Origin of the sequence: Bradyrhizobium sp. 521_C7_N1_3 (assembly GCF_052075975.1) — a bacterium.
Lineage (GTDB): Bacteria > Pseudomonadota > Alphaproteobacteria > Rhizobiales > Xanthobacteraceae > Bradyrhizobium > Bradyrhizobium japonicum.
On sequence record NZ_CP197232.1, the window covers coordinates 7,599,431 to 7,620,491 of the forward strand.

Annotated in this window: 16 protein-coding genes; 10 read left to right on the forward strand and 6 right to left on the reverse strand. The window is 61.6% G+C overall.

Annotation, left to right across the window (positions count from 1 at the left end; translation table 11 throughout):
- Nucleotides 1-8: 8 nt before the first annotated feature.
- Both AB7008_RS35850 and AB7008_RS35855 read left to right on the forward strand, forming a co-directional pair.
- The gene (locus AB7008_RS35850) at nucleotides 9-1,634 is read left to right on the forward strand and encodes an ABC transporter ATP-binding protein (protein WP_304490845.1); all 1,626 of its coding nucleotides are present in this window, start codon (nucleotides 9-11) and stop codon (nucleotides 1,632-1,634) included.
- 33 nt (nucleotides 1,635-1,667) lie between these two features.
- A complete protein-coding gene (locus tag AB7008_RS35855) occupies nucleotides 1,668-2,897 on the forward strand; it encodes a Gfo/Idh/MocA family protein (protein WP_304490846.1) in 1,230 nt (409 codons plus the stop codon).
- A gap of 92 nt (nucleotides 2,898-2,989) precedes the next feature.
- Here the strand turns inward: AB7008_RS35855 and AB7008_RS35860 are convergent, their stop codons facing one another.
- On the reverse strand, nucleotides 2,990-4,138 hold the full coding sequence (locus AB7008_RS35860; protein WP_304490847.1) for an ABC transporter substrate-binding protein: 1,149 nt from the start codon (nucleotides 4,136-4,138) through the stop codon (nucleotides 2,990-2,992).
- A 522-nt stretch (nucleotides 4,139-4,660) separates the two neighbouring features.
- On the opposite strand from AB7008_RS35860, the gene AB7008_RS35865 reads away from it, so the two are divergent.
- The 5 genes from AB7008_RS35865 to AB7008_RS35885 all read left to right on the forward strand — a co-directional run bounded on the left by AB7008_RS35865 (nucleotide 4,661) and on the right by AB7008_RS35885 (nucleotide 11,185).
- The gene (locus AB7008_RS35865; RefSeq protein ID WP_304490848.1) at nucleotides 4,661-5,335 is read left to right on the forward strand and encodes a malonyl CoA-ACP transacylase; all 675 of its coding nucleotides are present in this window, start codon (nucleotides 4,661-4,663) and stop codon (nucleotides 5,333-5,335) included.
- Between the two features lie 333 nt (nucleotides 5,336-5,668).
- Nucleotides 5,669-7,120, forward strand: coding sequence for a hypothetical protein (locus AB7008_RS35870; RefSeq protein ID WP_441260317.1), 1,452 nt, complete (start codon nucleotides 5,669-5,671; stop codon nucleotides 7,118-7,120).
- 94 nt (nucleotides 7,121-7,214) lie between these two features.
- Entirely contained in the window at nucleotides 7,215-7,838 is a 624-nt protein-coding gene (locus AB7008_RS35875) for a hypothetical protein (protein ID WP_248879138.1), read from the forward strand.
- A gap of 141 nt (nucleotides 7,839-7,979) precedes the next feature.
- Nucleotides 7,980-9,716, forward strand: a complete 1,737-nt coding sequence (locus AB7008_RS35880; RefSeq protein ID WP_049826309.1) for a type I secretion system permease/ATPase — start codon at nucleotides 7,980-7,982, stop codon at nucleotides 9,714-9,716.
- Nucleotides 9,713-11,185, forward strand: coding sequence for an HlyD family type I secretion periplasmic adaptor subunit (locus AB7008_RS35885; RefSeq protein ID WP_028156818.1), 1,473 nt, complete (start codon nucleotides 9,713-9,715; stop codon nucleotides 11,183-11,185). Before AB7008_RS35880 ends, AB7008_RS35885 begins: the two co-directional genes overlap by 4 nt.
- A gap of 55 nt (nucleotides 11,186-11,240) precedes the next feature.
- Here AB7008_RS35885 and AB7008_RS35890 read toward each other — a convergent pair whose 3' ends face one another.
- From AB7008_RS35890 to AB7008_RS35905, 4 genes are all read right to left on the reverse strand, one after another.
- A complete protein-coding gene (locus AB7008_RS35890) occupies nucleotides 11,241-12,023 on the reverse strand; it encodes a response regulator transcription factor (RefSeq protein ID WP_304490850.1) in 783 nt (260 codons plus the stop codon).
- Nucleotides 12,024-12,235: 212 nt separating this feature from the next.
- On the reverse strand, nucleotides 12,236-12,820 hold the full coding sequence (locus AB7008_RS35895) for a hypothetical protein (protein ID WP_304490851.1): 585 nt from the start codon (nucleotides 12,818-12,820) through the stop codon (nucleotides 12,236-12,238).
- A gap of 437 nt (nucleotides 12,821-13,257) precedes the next feature.
- Complete coding sequence (locus AB7008_RS35900; protein WP_248879144.1) at nucleotides 13,258-13,662, reverse strand: hypothetical protein; 405 nt, start codon at nucleotides 13,660-13,662, stop codon at nucleotides 13,258-13,260.
- Nucleotides 13,663-14,240: 578 nt separating this feature from the next.
- Entirely contained in the window at nucleotides 14,241-16,010 is a 1,770-nt protein-coding gene (locus tag AB7008_RS35905) for a caspase family protein (protein WP_304490852.1), read from the reverse strand.
- A 211-nt stretch (nucleotides 16,011-16,221) separates the two neighbouring features.
- Between AB7008_RS35905 and AB7008_RS35910 the strand changes: the two genes are divergently transcribed.
- From AB7008_RS35910 to AB7008_RS35920, 3 genes are all read left to right on the forward strand, one after another.
- The gene (locus AB7008_RS35910; protein WP_441260318.1) at nucleotides 16,222-16,992 is read left to right on the forward strand and encodes a methyltransferase family protein; all 771 of its coding nucleotides are present in this window, start codon (nucleotides 16,222-16,224) and stop codon (nucleotides 16,990-16,992) included.
- 382 nt (nucleotides 16,993-17,374) lie between these two features.
- Nucleotides 17,375-19,255: a caspase family protein gene (locus AB7008_RS35915; protein WP_439711266.1), complete on the forward strand. Its 1,881-nt coding sequence runs from the start codon at nucleotides 17,375-17,377 to the stop codon at nucleotides 19,253-19,255.
- Nucleotides 19,256-19,409: 154 nt separating this feature from the next.
- Nucleotides 19,410-20,396, forward strand: a complete 987-nt coding sequence (locus AB7008_RS35920) for a hypothetical protein (protein ID WP_441260319.1) — start codon at nucleotides 19,410-19,412, stop codon at nucleotides 20,394-20,396.
- Between the two features lie 17 nt (nucleotides 20,397-20,413).
- On the opposite strand, the gene AB7008_RS35925 is transcribed toward AB7008_RS35920, so the two are convergent.
- The gene (locus tag AB7008_RS35925; RefSeq protein WP_304490854.1) at nucleotides 20,414-21,061 is read right to left on the reverse strand and encodes a DUF4384 domain-containing protein; all 648 of its coding nucleotides are present in this window, start codon (nucleotides 21,059-21,061) and stop codon (nucleotides 20,414-20,416) included.

The following is a 21,061-nucleotide window of genomic DNA, read 5'->3' on the forward strand; positions in this document are numbered from 1 at the left end:
CGGGCAGCATGAGCGAGACAATAGAGGCGATCCTGTCGATCGAACGGCTGACACTGGCGCTGCCCGCCGGCGCGGATCGTGCCTCTGCGGTCGAGGACGTTTCGCTTGCTCTGCATCCGCGACAAATCCTCTGCGTCGTCGGTGAATCCGGCTCCGGAAAATCGGTCTGCGCCTCTGCTGTCATGGGCCTGCTGCCCAGGGCCATTCGCCCGGTTGCAGGGGCCATACACTTTGAGGGGCGCGATCTGCTGAACCTCCCCGCAGCAGAATGGCGGACGTTGCGCGGGCGACGCATCGCGATGATCTTCCAGGAACCGATGACGGCGCTCAATCCTGTGATCAGGATCGGCGACCAGATCATGGAAGCGTTCGAGGCGCACGGACAACTCACGCCAACTGAGCGGCAAGCCCACTTGCGCGCCCTCCTCGAAGAGGTAGGCATGCGCGATCTCGACCGGATCATCCGCAGCTACCCGCATCAGTTGTCGGGTGGCCAGCGTCAGCGTGCCATGATCGCGATGGCCCTTGCGCTCGAACCATCGATCCTGGTCGCGGACGAACCAACCACGGCACTCGACGTCACGACACAGGCACAGATCCTTCGGTTGATCCGGGACATTCAGCAGCGGCGCGGCATGGCGGTGCTGTTCATCACCCATGATTTCGGCGTCGTCGCCGACATCGCGGACCGCGTCGCGGTCATGGAGAAGGGTCGCGTCGTCGAACAGGGATCCATGGAGGACGTGCTCGAACGCCCGCAGCATCCCTATACGCGCCGGCTGCTCGCCGCGGTGCCCGGCGGGACCCCGCCGGTCCGGGTCCGGGTCGAGGACGAACCGATCGCCTGCGCTGCGACCGGACTTGCGAAGATCTATCGTGGCAGCGACTGGTTCAGCTCGCAGACCGAGGTCGCAGCCGTAAAGGATGTGACCTTCGAAATCCGGCGCGGCGAGACGCTCGGCCTCGTTGGAGAGTCCGGATCGGGCAAGAGCACGATCGGCCGGCTGGTGATGCGACTCACCGACGCCGATGCGGGCGTGGTCCGTATCGGCGAACTGGATTTCTCCGAGGCTCGCGGTGCCGGCCTGCGGGCCGCCCGCAAGCATGTCCAAATGGTGTTCCAGGATCCCTTCGCCTCGCTCAATCCGCGTCGCCGCGTCGGGCGAATTATCGCCGACGGACCGATCGCGCACGGCGTCCCGCCGGGGCAGGCCTTCGCGCGTGCCGAGGAACTGCTGGCGCTCGTGGGACTCGATCCAAGCGCCGCGCGACGCTTTCCGCATGAATTCTCCGGAGGGCAACGCCAGCGGATCGGAATTGCGCGCGCGCTGGCGCTCGACCCAGAGGTTCTGGTGGCCGACGAACCGGTGTCAGCGCTCGACGTCTCTGTCCAGGCGCAGGTGCTCACCTTGCTCGAGACATTGAAGGCGCGGCTGCGGCTGGCAGTGCTGTTCATCACCCACGATCTCAACGTCGCGGCCCAGGTCTGCGACCGGATCGCAGTGATGCGCCTCGGCGAAGTCGTCGAGATCAGGCCGACGGCAGATCTGCTGACACGGCCGGAACATCCCTACACGCAGGCACTGCTGGCCGCGATCCCGGGCAGGCAACGCAGAACGCCTACGTCGGTCTGAACCACCGCATTTTCATTGAAGGAGGTCTCTGACATGCAGAAGCTCACGGAACTTCCAATGCTGCGCATCGGCCTTGTCGGCAGCGGCTTCATCGCCGCGTTCCATCTGCAGTCCATGCTCGGCGTGCGCAACGTCGGCGTCGGCGGCGTCTACAGCCGTTCCGCCGAGCGGCGGACGCGCATTGCCGACAAGGCGCGCAATCTTGGCCTTGGGCCGGCTCATGTGTTTGACAGCATCGAGGCGATGGCAATGTCCGGCGAGGTCGATGCGCTTTGGCTGCTGACACCGAACGACAGCCGTCTCGACATCATGCGCGAGATCCACCGCGTGACCAAGGCCGGGGCTCCCCTGCGCGCCATTGCCTGCGAAAAGCCACTCGCCCGCACGCTTGCCGAAGCACGGGAAATGCGCAGGCTCGTCGAAGATGCAGGCCTGCTCCACGGTTATCTGGAGAACCAGCTTTTTTCGACCGCGGTGATGCGCGGCAAGGACATCATCTGGCGGCGAGCGGTACCCGGAAGTGGACGCCCCTATCTCGCGCGTGCCGCCGAGGAGCATTCAGGACCGCACGAGCCGTGGTTCTGGCAGGGCGACAAGCAAGGAGGGGGCGTGCTCTCGGACATGATGTGCCATTCAGTCGAGGTCGCACGCTTCATGCTGACCGCACCCGGCGCAAAGCGCGATTCCTTACGGCTGGTCAGCGCCAGCGCCACGACGGCCAATCTCAAATGGACGCGCCCCCACTACGCTGCCGACCTCAAGAGGCGAATGGGGGTCGATTTCGCCAAACGTCCGGTCGAGGATTTCGCGCGCGGGATACTTACGATGGAAGATACCGACGGGCACCAATTGATGATCGAGGCGACAACCTCATGGGCGTATGTCGGCGCCGGCTTGCGCATCCAGCTTGAATTGCTTGGTCCCGAATATTCGATGGAGTTCTCCTCGCTCTCGACTGGCCTCAAGGTCTTCCTCTCCCGCGCGATCAGCGGATCAGAGGGCGAGGACCTCGTCGAGAAGCAGAATTCCGAGCAAGGTCTGATGCCGGTTGTCGAGGACGAAGCCGGCATCTACGGATACACCGACGAGAACCGCCATATGGTGGAGGCATTCAGGCGAGGCATGAGTCCAGCGGAAACCTTCGATGACGGGGTCGGCGTCATGGAAATGCTCATGGGACTCTATCGCTCCGCAGAGCTTGGCCGGACCATCCATTTCCCGGATCCCGAACTCGAACACTATGTTCCTCTCGTGGCGCGCTGACGGCGTGACGCCCTGTGCTCCAGGCTGAGGAGTCGAGATCACCGACGAGAAGCTCGGCTTCGACATCGCGTCTTCTCGAGGAAGGCGCGCTGCTATTTCGCCAAGCGAAACTTCCCGCCCTCGACCTTGATCAAAAAGGCTGAGCGTTCATCATAGCCGTTGTGGTCTGTCTTGCTCATGTTCGACAGCCCGTTGTTGAGATAGATGTTCTCCCCGCGTTCGAGTTCGTCCCGCAGAGCTGCACGAAACTCGGGCGTCCCCGGCTTGGTCGTCTTCAGCGCGTTCGGAGCAGCTTTTCCGATCAGTGCGACGACATCCCAGAGGTGAGCCGCGAACATATTGGGCTTCTGACCGTTCACCGCCTCATAGGCGGTGACGAACTGCTCCGTCGCGTGACGGAACGGGTCTCCCGCCGGAAGATCGGCCGCAACGGTAAAGGCCTCGCCGGCGAACATAGCGCCTTCGACGGTCGCGCCTCCGAGCTTGATGAACTCCTCGCTGGCCACGCCATGGGTCTGAAAGATCTTTCCGGTGTATCCGCGCTCACGGAGCGCCTGTTGCGGCAGGACCGCCGGGGTACCTGCAGAAGCAATGAAGACGGCGTCAGGATTCGTCGACATCACCTTCAACGCCTGGCCGGTGACGCTGGTGTCCGCACGCGCGTAGACTTCATGCGTCGTCACCGTCAAACCCAAGGTCGGCGCAAGGCGGCTGACCTCCTTATAGTAACCTTCGCCATAGCCATCCGAAACACCGATAAAGCCAAGCGTCTTCGCGCCGGATTCCGCGATGTATTTGAGAATGGCGCTCGCCATCAGGTCATCGTTGGGGACGACCTTGAAGGCCCAGGCCCGTTTGTCGTCCAGCGGCTGAACGATGGCGGTGGCGGCCGCAAGCGATAGCAGGGGCGTCTTTGACTCCAGCGCCACGTCGAGCATCGGCATGGTCACCGGCGTCAGAGAAGACCCGACCAGCACATCGACCTTGTCCTGGATCACGAGCCGGCGCGCGTTCTGGATCCCTTTGGTGGAATCAGACTCGTCGTCCAGGACGATGTAGGTCACCTTCTCTCCGCCGATCTCTTTTGGCAGAGCTGCGACAGTCTTGAGCTGGGGTTGCCCCAACGCAGATCCCGGGCCGGTGGCCGAAATCACAATTCCGACCTTAATTTCGGCGTGCGCCGCGTATCCATAAAGTACGCAGGCCACGACAAGACAAACTCGCGTGAAACCTATCGTCATGCAGCTCCTCCCTGTCCGCCCCAGTGCTTCGGCCGGTTGCATCGGACCCCGCGGGGCATCATCAAGGGCCCGGAGGAGATCGTCCGATATTCAGGTCCTGTCCCGGGGTTACGAGCAACCAGGCGAGCGACCCTAGGCGGATCGCTGGGCCGTGTCTGTCCCTATGCCTAGGGACAAGGACCCGCCTCTCAAGCCAGGCGCCGGCCAAGCCGCCCAATCGGCAGTTCATTTCGGCGCGCCATGATCGACCTGTCTTGCGTCGCGTTCGACGCCTGGTGAGGTCGGACTATCGCGCATTTGACGCATTCGTTTCTATTCGGAGGTTGCGGTTCGAGTAGTATCTTTTCGGCGCACGGACGAGCGCAGGCAAGATTCATACGCCCCGCAACATGGCTCAGCCCAGCGACCGGCGGCTTTCAGCGCCGCAACAGGAGTACGGTCCGTTGCGTATGTTTTGCTTCTGACTATTGGCCTAACAGCTCCCAGATACCGATCAAGCCGTCACTCAGGAACGGACCTGAGATGGCGGCCTGGTGCGTTGCGGGAATATGGACCGCCGCCGAAGCGTTGCGATTGACCGATATCCGCGCCCGATTGATGGACGGCGTGGTGGGGCCGGATGGGCGGCTCGGCTATGTCCGCGGGCTCGAACGAACCGCGCTCGAACACCTGCTCGAGAAGCATCACTGCGAGATCGCAATCAGGAATCCCGACCTTCTCGTCGTGGTTGGAGGCGCGGAATGCAATATCGTCGACCTCTGTCGGGAGGCGACGACACAAGGCGCCGCCCGCGCCGGTCTCCTCTCCGTCAAGATCGCCTCGCATACGAGGCGTCTCGGACCGGCCTGCACGCCCTTGCAGCAGGCGCTTGCGACCAGCAGACGCACTCCTGTCGCAGACCAGCGGACCCTGCTCGCCGGGGATGGCGGCGAGCGCATCTTCTCCGTGACCGATGCGACAGCAAAGCTCGCATGCCAGATCGCGCGCCCGATCGACTGGGCGACGACGCTGGAGGCTCTCGTAGAGCTCGGGGTCGATCAAGTCCTGGACCTCGGTCCAGGACACGCACTTGCCGAGATGATGCAAGGCTTCCATCCATCGATCCGATGCTACGCCGCCGACGGGTTTCGCACGATCGATGGTCTGCGAAGCTGGGTTGCTTCCCAAGAGGCAGGGCGCGCGGCGGCTCGCGATTGAGCGGTGCGCGACTTACAACGCAATTCAAACCACGTGCTGACATGGCTGGTCGACAGCACCGAAGAGCAGGGATACGCAATCGCGCTGCCGAATGTACAGCCGATGGCGCTCCCAGCCTGCCGCTCATGACGGTCTGGTTGCAGATTCGAGTCCTGCCGGGTCCACCAGGACATCAGGGGCTTTACCCGAACGGATGTAGCCGATGCTACGGCCGCCAGACGAAGCGCTATATCCGAACTGACGACTGGGCTTTCGACCTTCCCGGGATGACATTCTGTCTGGAGTGCAGAACCCGTCCGATTGCGTGGAGCGATTGCGATGAGGGAGGCTACGATGGACTTTTCGCGGGTGTCGGATGGGATCCGGCTGCATCACGCCTCTCATCGGCACGATGGGTACGATGGTGACGACGAAGCGGGTCCTGCACCGAGCGCCCCGTTCGTGGCTGACGCAGTCGGCGGTGGCACCCTGGTCCATGGTCCCGGCTCGTCTGCAGGTCATTTTGCAGGTCAATCTGCGGGACAATTTTCAGGTCCTGGAGCGCACCCCGCGAGCGCGAATACCCAGCATAATGACTCCGACCCGATTCAATCCAAGCATCCCACATCGGTGGGCGACACGGGCGGCCACGCCGCGGCGGGCCTGGATGTTTCGTCCACCACGCCCGCTTCAGGCGCATCACATCCCGGGACGGGCATTGCTACGGTCGAGAGCGGAGCCAACACGGCCGGGAACGGCGGAGATGGCTACTTCTACGGAAGCATCATTCACGCGTCCCTGTTGATCTATCAACCGATCAACATCTCGGTGAGCGTCGGATACGGCTCGGTCGCCCTGGCCAGCCAATCCAACAATTTGAATGTCGATCAATCCGCCATTCAGATGGCCGGCGTCGGCGGCCATGGCGGCAATGACAACATTGCATCGGGAGGCAGCGTCAGTACGTCCCTGGGCGCCGGCCTGATCGCGAGCGGCGACAACGGCGCCGGAAACGGCGGCAGCGGCTATTTCTCGGGCGCGATCGTGGACGCTCCCGTGGTGATCTATCATCCGATCAATATTGCGGTAGCGGCCGCGGGCGGTACTGCGCATGCAAGTCAATCGAACACGGTGGACATCGATCAGTCGGCCACTCAGATCGCGGGCGTCGGCGGAAGTGGCGGACATGGCAACGTGGCCGCCGGCGGCAGCGTCATGACGCTCGACCCCGCCTGGGGATCAAGCAACGGAGGGGGCGTCTTTGGCATTCAAACGGGCGGAAGCCAGGCCGGCAATGGCGGTGACGGCGTGTTCTACGGTGAACTCGTCCATACCTCGTTTGTAGTGTACGACCCGATCAACATCGCAGTCGCGGGCTATGGTTCCAACGTTCATTCGGTCCAGACCAATGACGCCTACGTAGATCAATCCATCATCCAGATCGCCGGCATTGGCGGGCACGGCGGCAACGCCAACGCCGCGGCGGGCGGCCATGCAAGCCTGCTCTCCCATAATCTGTGGGGCGGCTCCGATACGATCGCGACCGGTTCGAACAGCGCAGGCAATGGCGGCAACGGTTATTTTTCCGGCAGCCTGATCGACGTCAGCGTCGCAATCTATGCACCCATCAATATCGCAATCGCGGGTCCCCATTCGACGGCTGTAGCCGATCAGGTCAACAACGTGCACATCGACCAGAGTGCGGTCCAGATCGCCGGTGTTGGCGGGGACGGCGGCCACGGCAATCTCGCACTGGGTGGCGATCTTTCCGCCCATCTTCTGTCGGATCTTCACCTGATGGGATAACGAAATATCGCGCCGCTCGCACAAGCTCGATCGCGAGCTGCGTCAACACGACGCAAGCTCGCCCTGCGCGCCCTCGCGGATGTTTCGAGCCCCGATGCTGCGCGATGAACGTCATCCTTTCGTACATAGGCCGACCAACCGGATGGTGTCCGATTTGACATCTATCGCCATCGCGCGTGGGCGGACCAGACTTGCCGCGCGCGTCCGCCTGATCGGGATGGATGTTGCACGACAGCCAACAAAACGACGGAGGCCTCAAATGATGCCAAAGGCAATCAACATCTCGGATACGATCAAAGTCAAATCGATCGACACCGGTGGTCAAAGTGCCGGAAATGGCGGCGACGGTACTTTCAAGGGAGCCATCATCAGCAAGCCGACTGTCAACTACGATCCGACCAACAAGGCGGAAGGTGCCGACGTGCACGTGAACACCGGCGATCACGTCAAACAGACGGCGGATTGGGATGCCGGCGGCGCAAACGCCAAGGCCTCGTATTTTTCGAAGGCCCATGGCGGAGACGCCGAGTCGAACGGAAGCCAGAAATCCTACAGCGGCTACGATACCTCCAAGGTCTACGCCAATACGGATGCCACCCAGATCAACAAGGTCATGGTGGACCAGCACCAGGAAGTTGTGGCCGGCATCGGCGGCGACGGCGGAGACGGCAACTTCGCATGGGGTGGCGGAGTGACCTTCCATCTCGATACGCTCTGACCAGCCGCTCGTCCGACTGGCAGGACCGGCGGCCCCGGCCGTCGGTCCTGGATTTCGCGCCAATGATCTACCGATGCCGTTGCCGGATTGTGTCGGCCATCGGCCAAGTGCGCCGGACCTCGATTTCAGGCGGTGACGATCATGCTGATGCCGCCCATTCGGTTGCCTATCCTGCCGCAGATCGGGACGCCACTGCACGCGGCCCTCCGGTCCTGCGCGGGACCGCTCGGTCTCGTATTCGCGTATAGCTGCAGCTACAACCTGCTTCTGTTCGCGCCCTCCATCTATCTTCTTCAAATCTATGACAGGGTGTTGTCGAGCCGGAGCGGCGACACGTTGCTCCTGCTCACGCTCATTGTCGCGATCACGGTGGTCGTCGGCGGCGTGTTCGATGCATTGCGGCGCGCCGTCCTTGGACGCCTGGGCGCCTGGCTCGACGATCGCCTTCGTCCTTGCGTGCTTTCGGCCGGCCTCGAATCGGCGCTTCGCAGCGATTGGACGCAAGCGTCGGGCGCATATCGGGATCTCACCGTGCTGCGCCAGTTCGTCGAGTCCGGCGCATGTCCGATGCTGTTCGACGCGCTCTGGGCGCCCTTGTTCCTCCTTGTGCTGTTTCTGATCCATCCCCTGCTTGGCGTGGTAGGCGCCTGCTGCGTCGCATTCCTGTTCGCGCTCACGGTTGCCGGAGAGCTGGTCACGGAAGACGTTCTGCTCAGATCCGGCGCCGCGCTGTCCAGAAGCTGCGGCCGGCTCCAGACTGCAGCGAGCAACATCCACATGATCCGCGCCATGGGAATGCTCGATAGCGCTGCGCGCATGATCCACCGTGACGCGCAGCACGCCCGCAGAGAGCACGATGTGGCACTCCGGCGAGGCGAGATCGTTTCGCTGGCCACCAAGCCGGTTCGCGCGCTGTCGCAGGTCCTGATCATGGGGGCCGCTGCATGGCTCGTCCTCGATCACGGGAAGAGTCCGGCAATCATCTTTGCTTCCACACTGATGTTCAGCCGGGCGCTCGCGCCGGTCGAAAGCGCGGTCGCGGGCTGGAAATCACTGGTGGCGGCCGTGAGTGCCTGTCAGCGGCTCGGCGCACTTCTCGCCGCATTCCCCGTCACCCGGCAGCAGAACGCGGAGGTTTCTCCGCCACAGGCGCGAAGCGGCCTCGTGATCGACAATGTTGACGTGAGGCTTGCGGGGACCAACCGCCTTCTGCTGAACGGTGTCTCGTTCAGCCTCATGCCCGGAGAATGCCTTGGCATCATCGGTCCGTCAGGGTCAGGCAAGTCCTTGCTCGGCCAGGTGATCGCCGGGCTGTCGATGCCAACGCATGGCCATGTCCTCCTCGACAATACCGACGTCTCGCTGCTTCGCGAGGGCCGAAACGGCGACCGCCTCGGATATCTCCCCCAGGACATCAACCTGCTCGGCGACACGATCAACGACATCATCGCACGCCTTGAAGATGCCGACCGGCGGAAGGTCATCGAAGCGGCCAAGCTCGTCGGTATCCATGGGGCGATCATGGGCCTGCCGCTGGGTTACGACACGGTGGTTCAGAGCGAAGCAACCTTCTCGCGCGGGTATCGGCAGCGCCTCGGTCTTGCCCGAGCCTTTTTCGGCAGTCCACGCCTCGTCGTTCTCGACGAACCCAACGCCAGCCTCGACTACGGGGGCGAGCGAATGCTCCTGGATGCCATCGAGCGCATGAAGCTCGCAGGCGTCATCCTTGTCGTCGTCACTCATCGGATGGGTCTCCTCGCCGCCACGGACAAGATTGCCATCATGGAGGGCGGTGCGGTCGCCGCGTTCGGCGACAGCGAAGACATCTTTGAAACACACCTGAGCCGACCCCAGGTTACTTCGCAGATAGCGCCATGACCTGGAATTCTCTCACCATCCGGAAGCTTCCCGCCGTCTCGAGACTTCCCATGATCTGGGACCAGCTCATGCGAGCGCCGGCGAGCCCCCCGCCCGCTCGGCGATCTGGCGTCGTGGTGACCGCAATCGACGATTTCGAGCCTCTGGAATTTCCATGGTGTTCGACGCCCACGCCGACCTCTCCGCGCGGAAGGCTTCGCGGTATCACCGTCGCGGGCAATCTGCTGGTGCTCTGCTTCATGCTGGGGCTTGGGACATGGGCGAGCCTTGCGCCTCTCGAGAGCGCAGCGATCGCGTCCGGCGTGGTGGAATCGGAATCGAGCCGCAAGACGATTCAGCATTTGGAAGGCGGTATCATCAGGAAGATCCTGGTCTCGGATGGCGATATCGTGCGCAGCGGCCAAACGCTGATCGAGCTCGACGACACCCGGGCCGGCTCGGAGATGCAAAGCCTCCAAGGCCAATTTTGGGATGCAGCTGCTCGTGCCGCACGGCTTCAAGCCGAGCAGCAGAGATTCGAGAGGATCGCAATCCCGGACGCGCTGGAACAGGACAGCAGGCAGAGCGGGGTGGCGGCCGCCGCGGTGTCGGCGCAGCAGTTCATTTTTCAGGCACGCCTGCAGGTTCACGAGTCGCAGCTTGCGGTCATTCGCGAACGAAGACGTCAAGTTGAGAAGGAGATCGAAGGTCTCAAGGCTCAGGAAACCGCCACCGGGCAGCGGGTCGACATCGTTCGGGAGGAACTGGATATGGTCGCGACCCTCGTCAACAAGGGACTCGAACGGCGGCCGCGGCTTCTGAACCTGCAGCGGGAGCTGGCCGATGTTGAGGGCCGCCGCGGCGAGATCGCCGCGCAGATTGCCCGCGCCGGGCAGGTCATCAGCGAACAGCAGGCCACCTTGTTCAAGCTCGAGAGCGAGAGGCAGAACGAGATCGCACAGTCGCTTCGTGAAGCACAGAACCAGATATTCCAGCTCCGCGAGCGGTTGCTTGCGGCCAGGGATCAGCTATCCCGAACGGAGATCAAGGCGCCCGAGGACGGCGTGATAACCGATCTGCGGATTCATACGGCCGGCGGCGTCATCGGAGCGGGCGCTCCGCTCATGGACCTGGTGCCCCGGCAAGACCGTCTCGTCGTGACCGCGCGCCTGAGGCCCGAGGACATCGATGTGGTTCATCCCGGCCTCAATGCCGAGGTTCAGCTCGTACCGTACAATCAGCGTCGCGTACCTCGCCTGAAGGGAACCGTCGTGCACGTATCCGCAGACCGGCTGCTCGACAAGCGTACCGACCAGCCATACTACGCGACCAGGATCCGGATCGACGACGGGCAGATCGTCGCGAACGACATCCAGATCGTCCCCGGCATGCCGGTTCAGGTGTTCATCACGACGGGACGCGGCACCGTGGCTCTCTACGCGCTCAGGCCCCTGCTCGACAGCTTCCGTGGTGCATTCAGAGAGGACTGAAGCGCGGTGAGATCGGGATGGATCGTTATCGCGCTTTCCGGGTCCGGATCATGTTTCAGGTCTCCGGCATGAGAGCCGCGCCGGGGTCGTGATCGCGACTTGGCGCGGGCAACCGGCCGCGCCAGCGGAGCACGGCTTCCGTGCGATTGTGCGCGGCACATTTCCTCATGATATGCTGAATGTGCATTTTGACCGTGCTTTCCGAGAGGCCCAATTTAGCGGCGATCAGCTTGTTGGGCAGGCCGAGCTCCAGTTCGGCCAGAACCTGTTGCTCACGAGGCGTGAGATCGGTCAGGCTCCTGTCGATAGCCAATCTGGCTCCATCGTTCATCAGATATGCCGGCGCGAGCCCACGCGCATCCGCCGGCTCGAAATCCGGTATCCTGTTCATCCCGGCCACGGGCAACGGCCTGTAGGCGCCGCCGACAAGAACAAGGCGCAGGCCGGCTATGGCGATCTCGATCGGTAGCGAGGTGGAAAGGAAGCCGCGCACGCCCCGCTGCATCGCGGCCTGCACGGTCGGCTCGTCGTCGTGGTTTGACAGGACCACAGTGGCGGCGTTGGGACAACACTCCGCAACGAAGGCGAGATCGTCCTCAACCGAGGGATCGCCGATGGGCTTGTTTGCGATACTCAGCATCACCAGACGAACATCGCGGGCTGACGTGCAGTCCAGGCCTTGGACCGATGCCATGTCAAGGATCTCAAGTTCGTCCAACTCCCGCCTGAGGACGTGCAGAATGCATGTACGAGGCAACAGGAGCGGCTCGATGATCACCAGAACCGGCAAGTGAAGCGATTCATTGAGCCGTTTTGAAGTGTTGGTTATGTCGTGCATGGTGTCCTCGAGATGAAAAGAACTTCCGCGATATTCCCATTCCGTATTGCGTCTCCCCTGCTGATGCATTCATCCTGAATGCATCATCACGAGAGCGGCGCAGTGCCGCGTTAGTGCCGTATCCACTGCGGGATCACTCGACACCTGGGGGGAAATTCTTTCCGCTCAAATCATTTGGGCATGTACCGCGCGGTGGCGCAGTCGACGCATCCCTAATTGCAGATATTTCGATACGCCGTTGACGCCGCCGACCCTGACTTGCCGTCGACGACATATGCTTCATCCTCCTTCACGAGATACAGAAACGGCCTCTCTCCAGCCTCGCCGCTTGACGCGCTTCTTCCTTTCACGCGCCCGCAAATCGTATCGACGCTACGTCCAAACATGTTCTTTCGCATTGCGCGCTTGACGTCGCTGAGTTCGACCGCTTCCGGATGCCCCATCTGCGTCGCGATCGCAACTTTCGCCTTGTCCAGAGCGGGATCCGACATTTCCGCGGGCCGTTCGGATGCCGGGACGCTGATCACCGTTCGCGGGGACGCCGCTTTGGCAAGGGCGGTCGATCCGCGTTTCTTCGGAGATGGCTTTTTGCCGGACCTTGCCGGCGTTGCGGAATTCGATTTGACGACCGCAGGATCTGGCGCCAATGCCGTCGGCATTGGCTCCGTGGGGCGGGCCATAGCGATCCTGTCGAAACAGGGTCGTGACGCGCACCCGAGGAAATACCCTCGGGAAGGCGCGAACCAGCCAAAGCCGATCAGGACTCCTGCCAGCACTCCGACAAAAAGCAGTCCCATCCGATTCCCCTCCTCGGGAGCTCGGTTTGCATTTGTACCTAGGACTAATTCCGCGCTGGTGATCTATCTGTTGCGCAAAAGCATTAAGCGCCCATTAAGCGCGCGCCGTTGTCCGGCCCATGCCTGGATGGGCGGATTAGATCGGGCTCCAGACTCATGCCGAGATGACCGCAAAAGGCCAATCGTGACAGCAATCATGACCGATTTGGTCCGCTCTTGGACCGTCTGCAACCGCACCGAGCAAAACTGGCGAACTCGTCGACATCAAGGAGGCACCACCACTCAGCGCTCGGTCAAACGCCTCGCGCGTGAGAATACATGAGATTAAATCCCATCTTCAGACTGCGCTGGTCGCCACGCGAAGAGAACGTTCCCCCGCTTCGGACACGCGATCTGCAGGACGACGGCGATGGCGACTTCGGCGGTCGGCCGACGACTTATCCGCCAAATCGCTTGACCAGCTTTGAGCCCTTGGCTGCATCGATCTGCTGGCCAGTCAAGTCGGAGCCGGCGCTCAATCCTTTCGTCATGAGGTTCTTGACGCGTTGCGCCGCCTGCTTCTCATTGGAATAGTCGATCTCGACGTGATCGAGGCTCATCAGATGGCCAAGCTCGTGAGCCCAGGCGCGTCCATTGGCGTGGTCATTGCCATACCACTGGACGAAGCTTGCCGGCTCGGGTTCGCTATTGGGGTATGAACTTCCGCCGGCGGATAGATTTTCAATCGAATTGACGAGGTAGATGTGGATGGCATTGTCCGGATCATGCCGAGAGGCAAGAACACCCAGCAATCGCTGATCATTGCTGCGCGCGCTCTTCGCCATGTCGAGCGGCTTCTCCATCAAGAAATCGCTGATCACGAACGCGATCTTGGCCTTTGACCAGATTGTATTAACCACGTCGAGCGCCTTCTTGGCCGTGTCGCTGCTCCATTGCCCGGGCTCAACGACTCCCCTGTCGGCAAATGGCGTGATGTAAATCCTCAACGGAATGGGCATCAGCTCCTCCGAATTTCGAAATTGCGATCGTATCTCGCTGCGCCGTCTTTCGACGATGGGTCACAGCCGGAAAGACACTGTCCGGTCCTCAGCTACGGCAACAGCTGCCGCGCAGAGGGCAACCACATATGTGCACTTCGCCTTCCTATGCGCTTTCGCGGCAGCAATCGCGTGAGCGGTTTGTTTGACCCTTAACGGCGACTAACGAGCCTCGTTTCGCCCGCCTCGTCGACTGAACGTGAATCGGGTCAGACGAGCATGTGGGCCTGGCGCACGGGTCGGCCAATCCAGCTCGAAAATGCGTCGCGAAGACCCGGGAGTCTCCGCAAGGAAAGTCTGGAGCCGGGCTTGCGCTCAGAACGGCCGATGCAGACTCGAACGGCATGCTTGAGCACGGCTCTACACTGTATCGGCTGAAATCTTCAGGGCAGGAAGAACATGAATGGCATTCCGCCGCCTTCCGGCTTGTTGCTTGCGCTGGCCTCGGGTCTTGCGGGTCTTGCAGGAGCAGCCTCCCTCTCCCTACGTTCAAGTCTTGCGGAAGGGGCCTGACGGACCTTGCGCTTCTCGCATTCATCGTCGCCATTCAGAAAGTAACCCGCAGCGCAGGTAATCTTGACACAGCGATCGCCATCACGCTTGAGGCCGGATCCGCAAATCAAAGGGCAAACCCGCGCCGGCTTGAGCCTGATCGCATCGAGCGCATCGGCGCTCGCGGTCTTGGTATCGAACTTGGTGCCGGCACTTTGATTGAACAGCTCAAGCGAGCGCCGCGACGCCGCATCCCACTCCCCACTGGCCGATCCCGTGAGGCAGCCGACCCGGCGCAATTCGGTTTGCACTGATTTTGCCAGCTCGGCTGGCGAAGGTGGCGGCACGGGAGCCTGTGGATTGGGGAGCGCTGACACTTTTGTGTCCGTGTTTGCCTTCGCCTCTTGCGGTTGCCCTGTTGCTGACGGTGCAGCATTCTTCGCGGCAGCTGCTGTTTCAGCCGCGACACGCCTTTGTTCGGCTTGAGCGGCCTGATGCTGCGCGGTTTCCTTGGCGGCCTCGGCGGCGGCCCGAGCTTCCTGCGCTGCCTTCAGATCCGACGCAGCCTTGGCAAGTTGCATCTGTTGTGCGCCCTCGTTGACGAGCCGCGCCTGCTCCTGCTCGGCCTGACGCGCCTTTTCGGCCGCAGCAGCACGCTTCTCCTCCGCATCGATTTTGGCGAGCTGAAGCTTTGCGAGACTTGCGTAGTAACCATCCGGATACTGGACGATGAAGAAGTTCAGTGCGTCCTTGTTGCCAACCTGCAGCGCGAGCTCGTAGTCGCGCCGTATTTCGGATCGCAGTGTAGGCGATGGGGCAGCTTCCTTCGCGGCCTCCTTGGCTGGTTCTCTGGTGGGTTCCTTGGCGGTTTCCTTGGCGGGCACCAGCGGCACGTCGTCGCCGCCAAGCGTGCCGTAAACATACGGCTCCTGCCGATTGCCCGTCGCTTTCATGACGTCGTCGCGAACGAAGCCGAACACTCTGCGCAAATCCAGCCCCGGAGTCCCGATATATTTGACCAATGCAGAAGCGTAGGGACTGTTTTTGCTGTTGCCGTCCGATGCTGTCGAGCCAGCCTTGGCGGCGAAGGCAACCAGAGTATTCGCCGTCGCCGGCTCAATTCGGGCAAGGCCCCGGCTGATGGACCGCGAGCCGACCGTCCGTTTCATCTTTTCGGAGAAAGGATTGTTGCGGCAAGCGTCGAGGATCACAAGTCGCAGCTGCCTTGCCGGCTCAATGGCCAGCATGACGCGATCGAGCGAAAACGCCTCATCGTACACATCCGTATCGCGCTCGAGGGTGGCGTCGACCGGGATCAGATAGTTCGTACCTTCGATCTCCATACCATGACCGGCGTAGTAGATGACGGCCACATCTGCGTCGCGAGCCTGATCGGCAAAATCGCGCAGCGTTCGCCGCATCTCGATCGCCTGAAGATCCCGGCGGGTTTGCACAACGTCAAAACCTGCGTTCTTGAGTGTCGCCTCGACAATCGCAGCGTCATTGACGGGATTCGAAAGTGGCGCCGCGTTTTTGTAGGCAGAATTGCCGATGACAAGTGCGACGCGATTCCCCGCCCATGCCGGCTGACAGAAGAAGAGCAGCAGCACAGGAAGAAGGAACAAGATTCGGCGCAAATTCACGAATCCGTGCAAACCCATGGCAGTACTACTGTTTAATTATGCGCTTTATCATTCGTGTCGCCACGACAGGTTCGGTTCAATGACCACTCGAAGATCCGGAAGGTCCGCGGAATGTGGAACCGCATGGGACTGGCTGGTGTGGCCGCGCTCGGAGATGTGGCCAGCCGATTGACCTCTCCAGGGGCCTGGCGTTTAGTGAGGCGGATTTTGAGCGAGCGAGATCACTGCTGTGACTGACGCGAAGGTCGGCCAGGAGGAGACAGCCAGGAACCGGATCGCCGGCGGCGTCAATCCCTGGCTGGACTGGACCTCCAGGGTGGCCATCGTGATCGTCTATGGCGGCTCTGCTCTCATTGGCGCCGCCAGCATCCATCGCCTTCCGTCGGGCAGCGTGGACAACTTGCTGATGATCGCAGCCAGTATTGCCAACGTCCTGTTCCTCGGACTCGTTGCACTGACAACCATGACCCGGCTGGTCCCGACGATGAAGTCGAAAGGCGTTGAGATGCGGGTCTCGGCCTTGCTGGGTGCATTTCCGACCGCCGCACTCGCCTTTCTTCCGAAGGCTGAGCTCGGCCCGATCTGGTCGGCTCTATCCACGACGTTGATCCTGGTGGGGATCTCGCTTTCTATCGTGGTACTCCACTGGTTGGGCAAATCCTTCAGCATTCTACCGGAGGCGAGGCGCCTTGTGACGGAAGGGCCTTATCGAGTCGTCCGGCATCCCCTCTACCTATGTGAGGGGATTGCGTTAGTCGGTGTCACACTTCAGGTCCTTTCACCACTTGCCGTGCTCATCGCCATCGTGGTTGCGATGATTCAGTGCCGACGAATGATCAACGAAGAGCGGATTCTAAGACTGGCCTTCCCTGAATATGACGTCTATGCCGCTGCAACGCCTTTTCTAATCCCTGCAAGTCTGATCCCCGCGGGACTCGGGCGGCGAGCTCATCAGGCCGGGCGGGAGCTCTCGGCCAGAACGATTGATCCGCACGCCTGACACCGCGCTTCACGTCTCCTCGATGTGCGGCTCAGCGGAACTCAAGTTTGAACTACGCCAGAGGCCTTGTGCTGCGCTGCCACGAGCAGCCCCAAGAAAGATAGCTGTTTTATATCAATGTCTTACATTGCGATCGCGCCCTCAGCAAAGCACTGGCGGGCGCCTACCATCCACATGAATCGGCGCACAACGCCCGGCGCAATATCTTCCATGCCTTTTGAACGCGTCCGCATTTCGAAACAACAGATAGGAATGGATCGGGCTCGAGATTGGTACTGTATGCGGATAGGCAGCCGCCAGGAGCGTACGAATTCGGGAGTTATTTCTCACGCGGCCGTCTTCGCAACGTCGCCATTCTACGGGCATAGGTTGAGTGTTCGCCATGAGAGTGTACAGGCACCTTCGAGTTTTGCTTCTTCTCGCCGCTTCGCTGTTCCTGGCCTCTCAGCCAGCCTGGGCGACAAAGCGCGTGGCTTTGGTGGTCGGCAATGCCAACTATCAGAACGCCCCTCTGCTCCCAAACCCGGCCAACGACGCTGCGGCTATCGCCGCGACCTTGAAGGGAGCAGGTTTCGATGTGGTTGACTCAAGACTTAACCTCGCCGCGACGGATATGCGGCGGGCCTTGAGAGAATTCGCCGATCAGGCCCGCAATGCCGACATAGCCCTGGTGTACTACGCTGGCCACGGTATCGAGATCGACGGGACAAACTATCTGATCCCGACCGACGCCAGACTCGAACGTGACACCGACATCTATGACGAAGCATTCTCGCTCGACCGCGTCCTGCTGGCGATTGAGCCTGCGAGGCAACTACGCGTGGTGATCGTCGACGCGTGTCGCAACAATCCGTTTGCCGACTCGATGAAACGTACAGTTGCCTCGCGATCGATCAGCCGCGGACTGGCCAGGGTCGAGCCCACCGTCTCCAACACGCTGATCGCGTTTGCCGCGAAAGCGGGACTGACCGCACTCGATGGCAACAGCCAGAATAGTCCGTACGCGACGGCCCTCGTGAAGTACATCGCAAAGCCGGGGCTCGACTTGCGAAGGGCTTTCGGCTTCGTCCGCGACGATGTCTTGCAAGCCACGGGCAACCGACAGGAGCCCTATGTCTACGGCTCGCTCGGCGGCGAAGACGTTGCGCTTGTTCCGGCTACCAAGGCCGAGGAGCCGATACAGGCAGCCAACGCCCAGTCGGAAATTCGTCGTGATTACGAATTGGCCTTGCAGCTCCGCAACAAGCCTGCTCTGAACGCGTTCCTGACCCAACACCCGGACGGATACTACTCAAATCTGGCCAAGCTGCAGCTCAATCAGCTCGACGCCGAGGACGCACGCGTCGCGGCCACGGCGAAAGCGCAGGAGGCCGAGCAGCAGCGAGCTCGCCTGATGTCCCAGGGCGCCCAGCGTGCCGACCAGGAGAAGGCGGCCGCGGATCTGAAGGCTGCGGAAGAGGCCCGGATTGCGGCCGAGAAGACGAAGCAAGCGGCGCAGGAGCAGGCCGCCGAGGCGGAACGGAAACGTATTTCATCCGAATCGACGATCGTCGCTGCACTCTCCGGGAATAAGCCGGCGGTTGAGAGTACCGTCGCGGATAACCCTGCGGCCGCTGCGCCCGCTGAGGACAGCAAGACGCCCAAGCTTGCCGCGCTGGGCGACGAGCCGCGCCAGACCGATGTCACAAAGGCCGATATCGCCAAGCCCGTAGATATCGCCAAGTCCTTGCAAGGCGAATTGAGCCGCGTCGGCTGCTTCACCGGCGCCGTCAATGGCCAATGGAATGCGACCTCCCAGCGCTCGTTGGCTCTCTTCAACCAGCACGCGGGAACCAAATTCGACGCCAAGCTCGCAAGTCTCGACGCGCTTGACGCAATCAAGCTCAAGCCGTCCCGGGTCTGTCCCCTGATCTGTGATCATGGCTACAAGGCTGACGGTGACCAGTGCAGCAGGATCACCTGTGCCGAGGGCTCGTTCCTCAACGACGACAATGAATGCGAGAAACGACGCGGAAAGAAACCGGTTGCAAAGCGCAACACGGACGAACGTCCGTCACGTGCGGATCGTTCGGCCCGCGAGAGACCGGAGCCAACAGCCGACGTTCCGCGGCGGCAAGCAACTGCGAAGAACAGCGGCGGCGGCAGTGGTCAGATCGTTTGTGATCAATCCCTGTGCCGTCAGGTTAGAAGCGGCTGCCACCTCGAATACCGTGGCGGCGGCGGCCCCGGGGGCAACGTGGGTAATGTCGAGTCCTGCCGCTAGCAACGCGCAAGGCTGTCACCAAGGCTGCCACGGCGTCATGGAAGGCCAGGAGGCCGCGCGGATCTTGGTGCTGAGAAGGTGTGTGACGGGCAGCAGAGCTTAATACCAGGTCAGCCGGGTCCGTGCCTGGATTGGCCGAAGTGGAGCGACCTGCGTGGTTGCGTGTGAGCTTGAGCAAAAGGACGCCAACGCCTTTCCCGGGGTGACGCTCTTCACGAAGCAGCAGGCACCCGGCATGAAGCCGACGGCGGTTTATCTTCCGCCAAAGCACCCAACATCTGCCACCAAGTTCGACGTCGTGATCTGGCTTCACGGCTTCTATGTCAAAAATCATGAATTCCTCTTCCACAGCGATCCAGCGCGGCTGCGCGAACAGGTCCGGGATTCCGGCAAGGACGTAGTGCTTATCGCGCCGTTCCTGGGCTACGAATATGCCGTTGGCGACACCTTTGCCGGAAACTACAGCGTGTCTGACCTGGCAACCGCGAACTGGGGCGAACGCTATCTCGAGGAGATCCTTGGAGCTCTTGCCAGGTTCCTGGGTCTCTCCTCGACGTCCATTCCACAGCTCCAGATCGGCAAGCTCATCATCGCATGCCACTCCGGCGGCGGTAACGGCATGCGCAATCTCGTCGGGAGCCTTGGAAAGTATCAGGGCAAGCTGACGGCCTGTTGGGGATTTGACTGCCTCTACGGTGCCAATGCGCGGCCCGACGATGCGACCTTCTGGTACCAATGGCTGTCCGGACAGAGCGGCCGGGCGCTCGAGATCGTGTATGGTCCATCAACTCTCCCGCAGTCGGTGAAGCTGGACCTGATCGGGCGTGGGCTGGCGACGACCGATGGCAATCAAACTCAACCTCAGCGCCCTGCTCTCAAGAACCTCAGGGTAAGCTTGGGTCATTACGACCTATTCCCGGCATTTGGCCAGATGGTCAGGGTCAACGATCTTGACCCGGCTTTCGTGGATCGCTTCATGATACCGCAGGTCGCGGACCAGCCGCGGCATAAGCCTGCGCCGCAGCGCGGGGAATTCCTCCAGCACGCAATTTCCAACGTTCGCAGCGCTTTTCCCTTTCCAAAGGACATTCATTACATGATCGCCCGGGGTGGCTTCTTCAGCCGACTGAGCAAGCTTTAACCCAAGCGCTACAGGACTCACTTGATGGAATAAGATTTGACGTCGAACGACCAATTGTTCGTCACGAGCTTTCCGCTGTTGTTGTCCGGCACGCGCAGCTCGCTGGTCCAGGCCGATAGATAGCTCAACGCGTCGGCCTGACCTTCCAGCTTGCGGGGCATGTCCGGCAAATCGAGCAATTGCACGCGTCGCTCGCTCAGGATGGCGATCATCACTGCGGACCCCGTCGGCGGTGCGACGACATATTCAAAACCGCGCTGTCGCGCCGCGGGGGCAGGAACAACAAATTCGACACCTGGCTTGACGAGATTGATGTCGCGCTCGTTCGACTGCGCCAATAACTCGGGAGTCGGAAAGATCTGGGACATCCGCCCTTCCGCGTCGACGTCGACCAAAATGAGATATCCCGTCTTCCTGGCCGTGACGCCGAACGAGACCTTGCCGCCGACGTTGACGGTTTGGCTCGGCCGGATCTGAAGCGACACACTCGCGGTATTGGTCTGCCCGCGCACCGCTTGTACAGGCCAAAGCCAACGTGCGTACGTCGTGCCGACATGCAGCGACGCCGTCGGCAATGGTGCTGCGGGCGCAGCTCCGCTACCCGCCAGTAGCAGCAGGAATGCGAGCCATGATCGCGCCTGGCGGATCGGCTGCGATGACGGCAT

Bases quoted from the DNA above. Each gene is read 5' to 3' on its own strand.
- AB7008_RS35850 (WP_304490845.1), top strand. From the start codon at position 9: ATGAGCGAGACAATAGAGGCGATCCTGTCGATCGAACGGCTGACACTG.
- AB7008_RS35890 (WP_304490850.1), bottom strand. From the start codon at position 12,023: ATGCACGACATAACCAACACTTCAAAACGGCTCAATGAATCGCTTCAC.
- AB7008_RS35880 (WP_049826309.1), top strand. From the start codon at position 7,980: ATGCTGATGCCGCCCATTCGGTTGCCTATCCTGCCGCAGATCGGGACG.
- AB7008_RS35905 (WP_304490852.1), bottom strand. From the start codon at position 16,010: ATGGGTTTGCACGGATTCGTGAATTTGCGCCGAATCTTGTTCCTTCTT.
- AB7008_RS35875 (WP_248879138.1), top strand. From the start codon at position 7,215: ATGCTGCGCGATGAACGTCATCCTTTCGTACATAGGCCGACCAACCGG.
- AB7008_RS35900 (WP_248879144.1), bottom strand. From the start codon at position 13,662: ATGGAGAAGCCGCTCGACATGGCGAAGAGCGCGCGCAGCAATGATCAG.
- AB7008_RS35860 (WP_304490847.1), bottom strand. From the start codon at position 4,138: ATGACGATAGGTTTCACGCGAGTTTGTCTTGTCGTGGCCTGCGTACTT.
- AB7008_RS35855 (WP_304490846.1), top strand. From the start codon at position 1,668: ATGCAGAAGCTCACGGAACTTCCAATGCTGCGCATCGGCCTTGTCGGC.
- AB7008_RS35885 (WP_028156818.1), top strand. From the start codon at position 9,713: ATGACCTGGAATTCTCTCACCATCCGGAAGCTTCCCGCCGTCTCGAGA.
- AB7008_RS35895 (WP_304490851.1), bottom strand. From the start codon at position 12,820: ATGGGACTGCTTTTTGTCGGAGTGCTGGCAGGAGTCCTGATCGGCTTT.
- AB7008_RS35915 (WP_439711266.1), top strand. From the start codon at position 17,375: ATGAGAGTGTACAGGCACCTTCGAGTTTTGCTTCTTCTCGCCGCTTCG.
- AB7008_RS35925 (WP_304490854.1), bottom strand. From the start codon at position 21,061: ATGCCGTCATCGCAGCCGATCCGCCAGGCGCGATCATGGCTCGCATTC.
- AB7008_RS35870 (WP_441260317.1), top strand. From the start codon at position 5,669: ATGGACTTTTCGCGGGTGTCGGATGGGATCCGGCTGCATCACGCCTCT.
- AB7008_RS35865 (WP_304490848.1), top strand. From the start codon at position 4,661: ATGGCGGCCTGGTGCGTTGCGGGAATATGGACCGCCGCCGAAGCGTTG.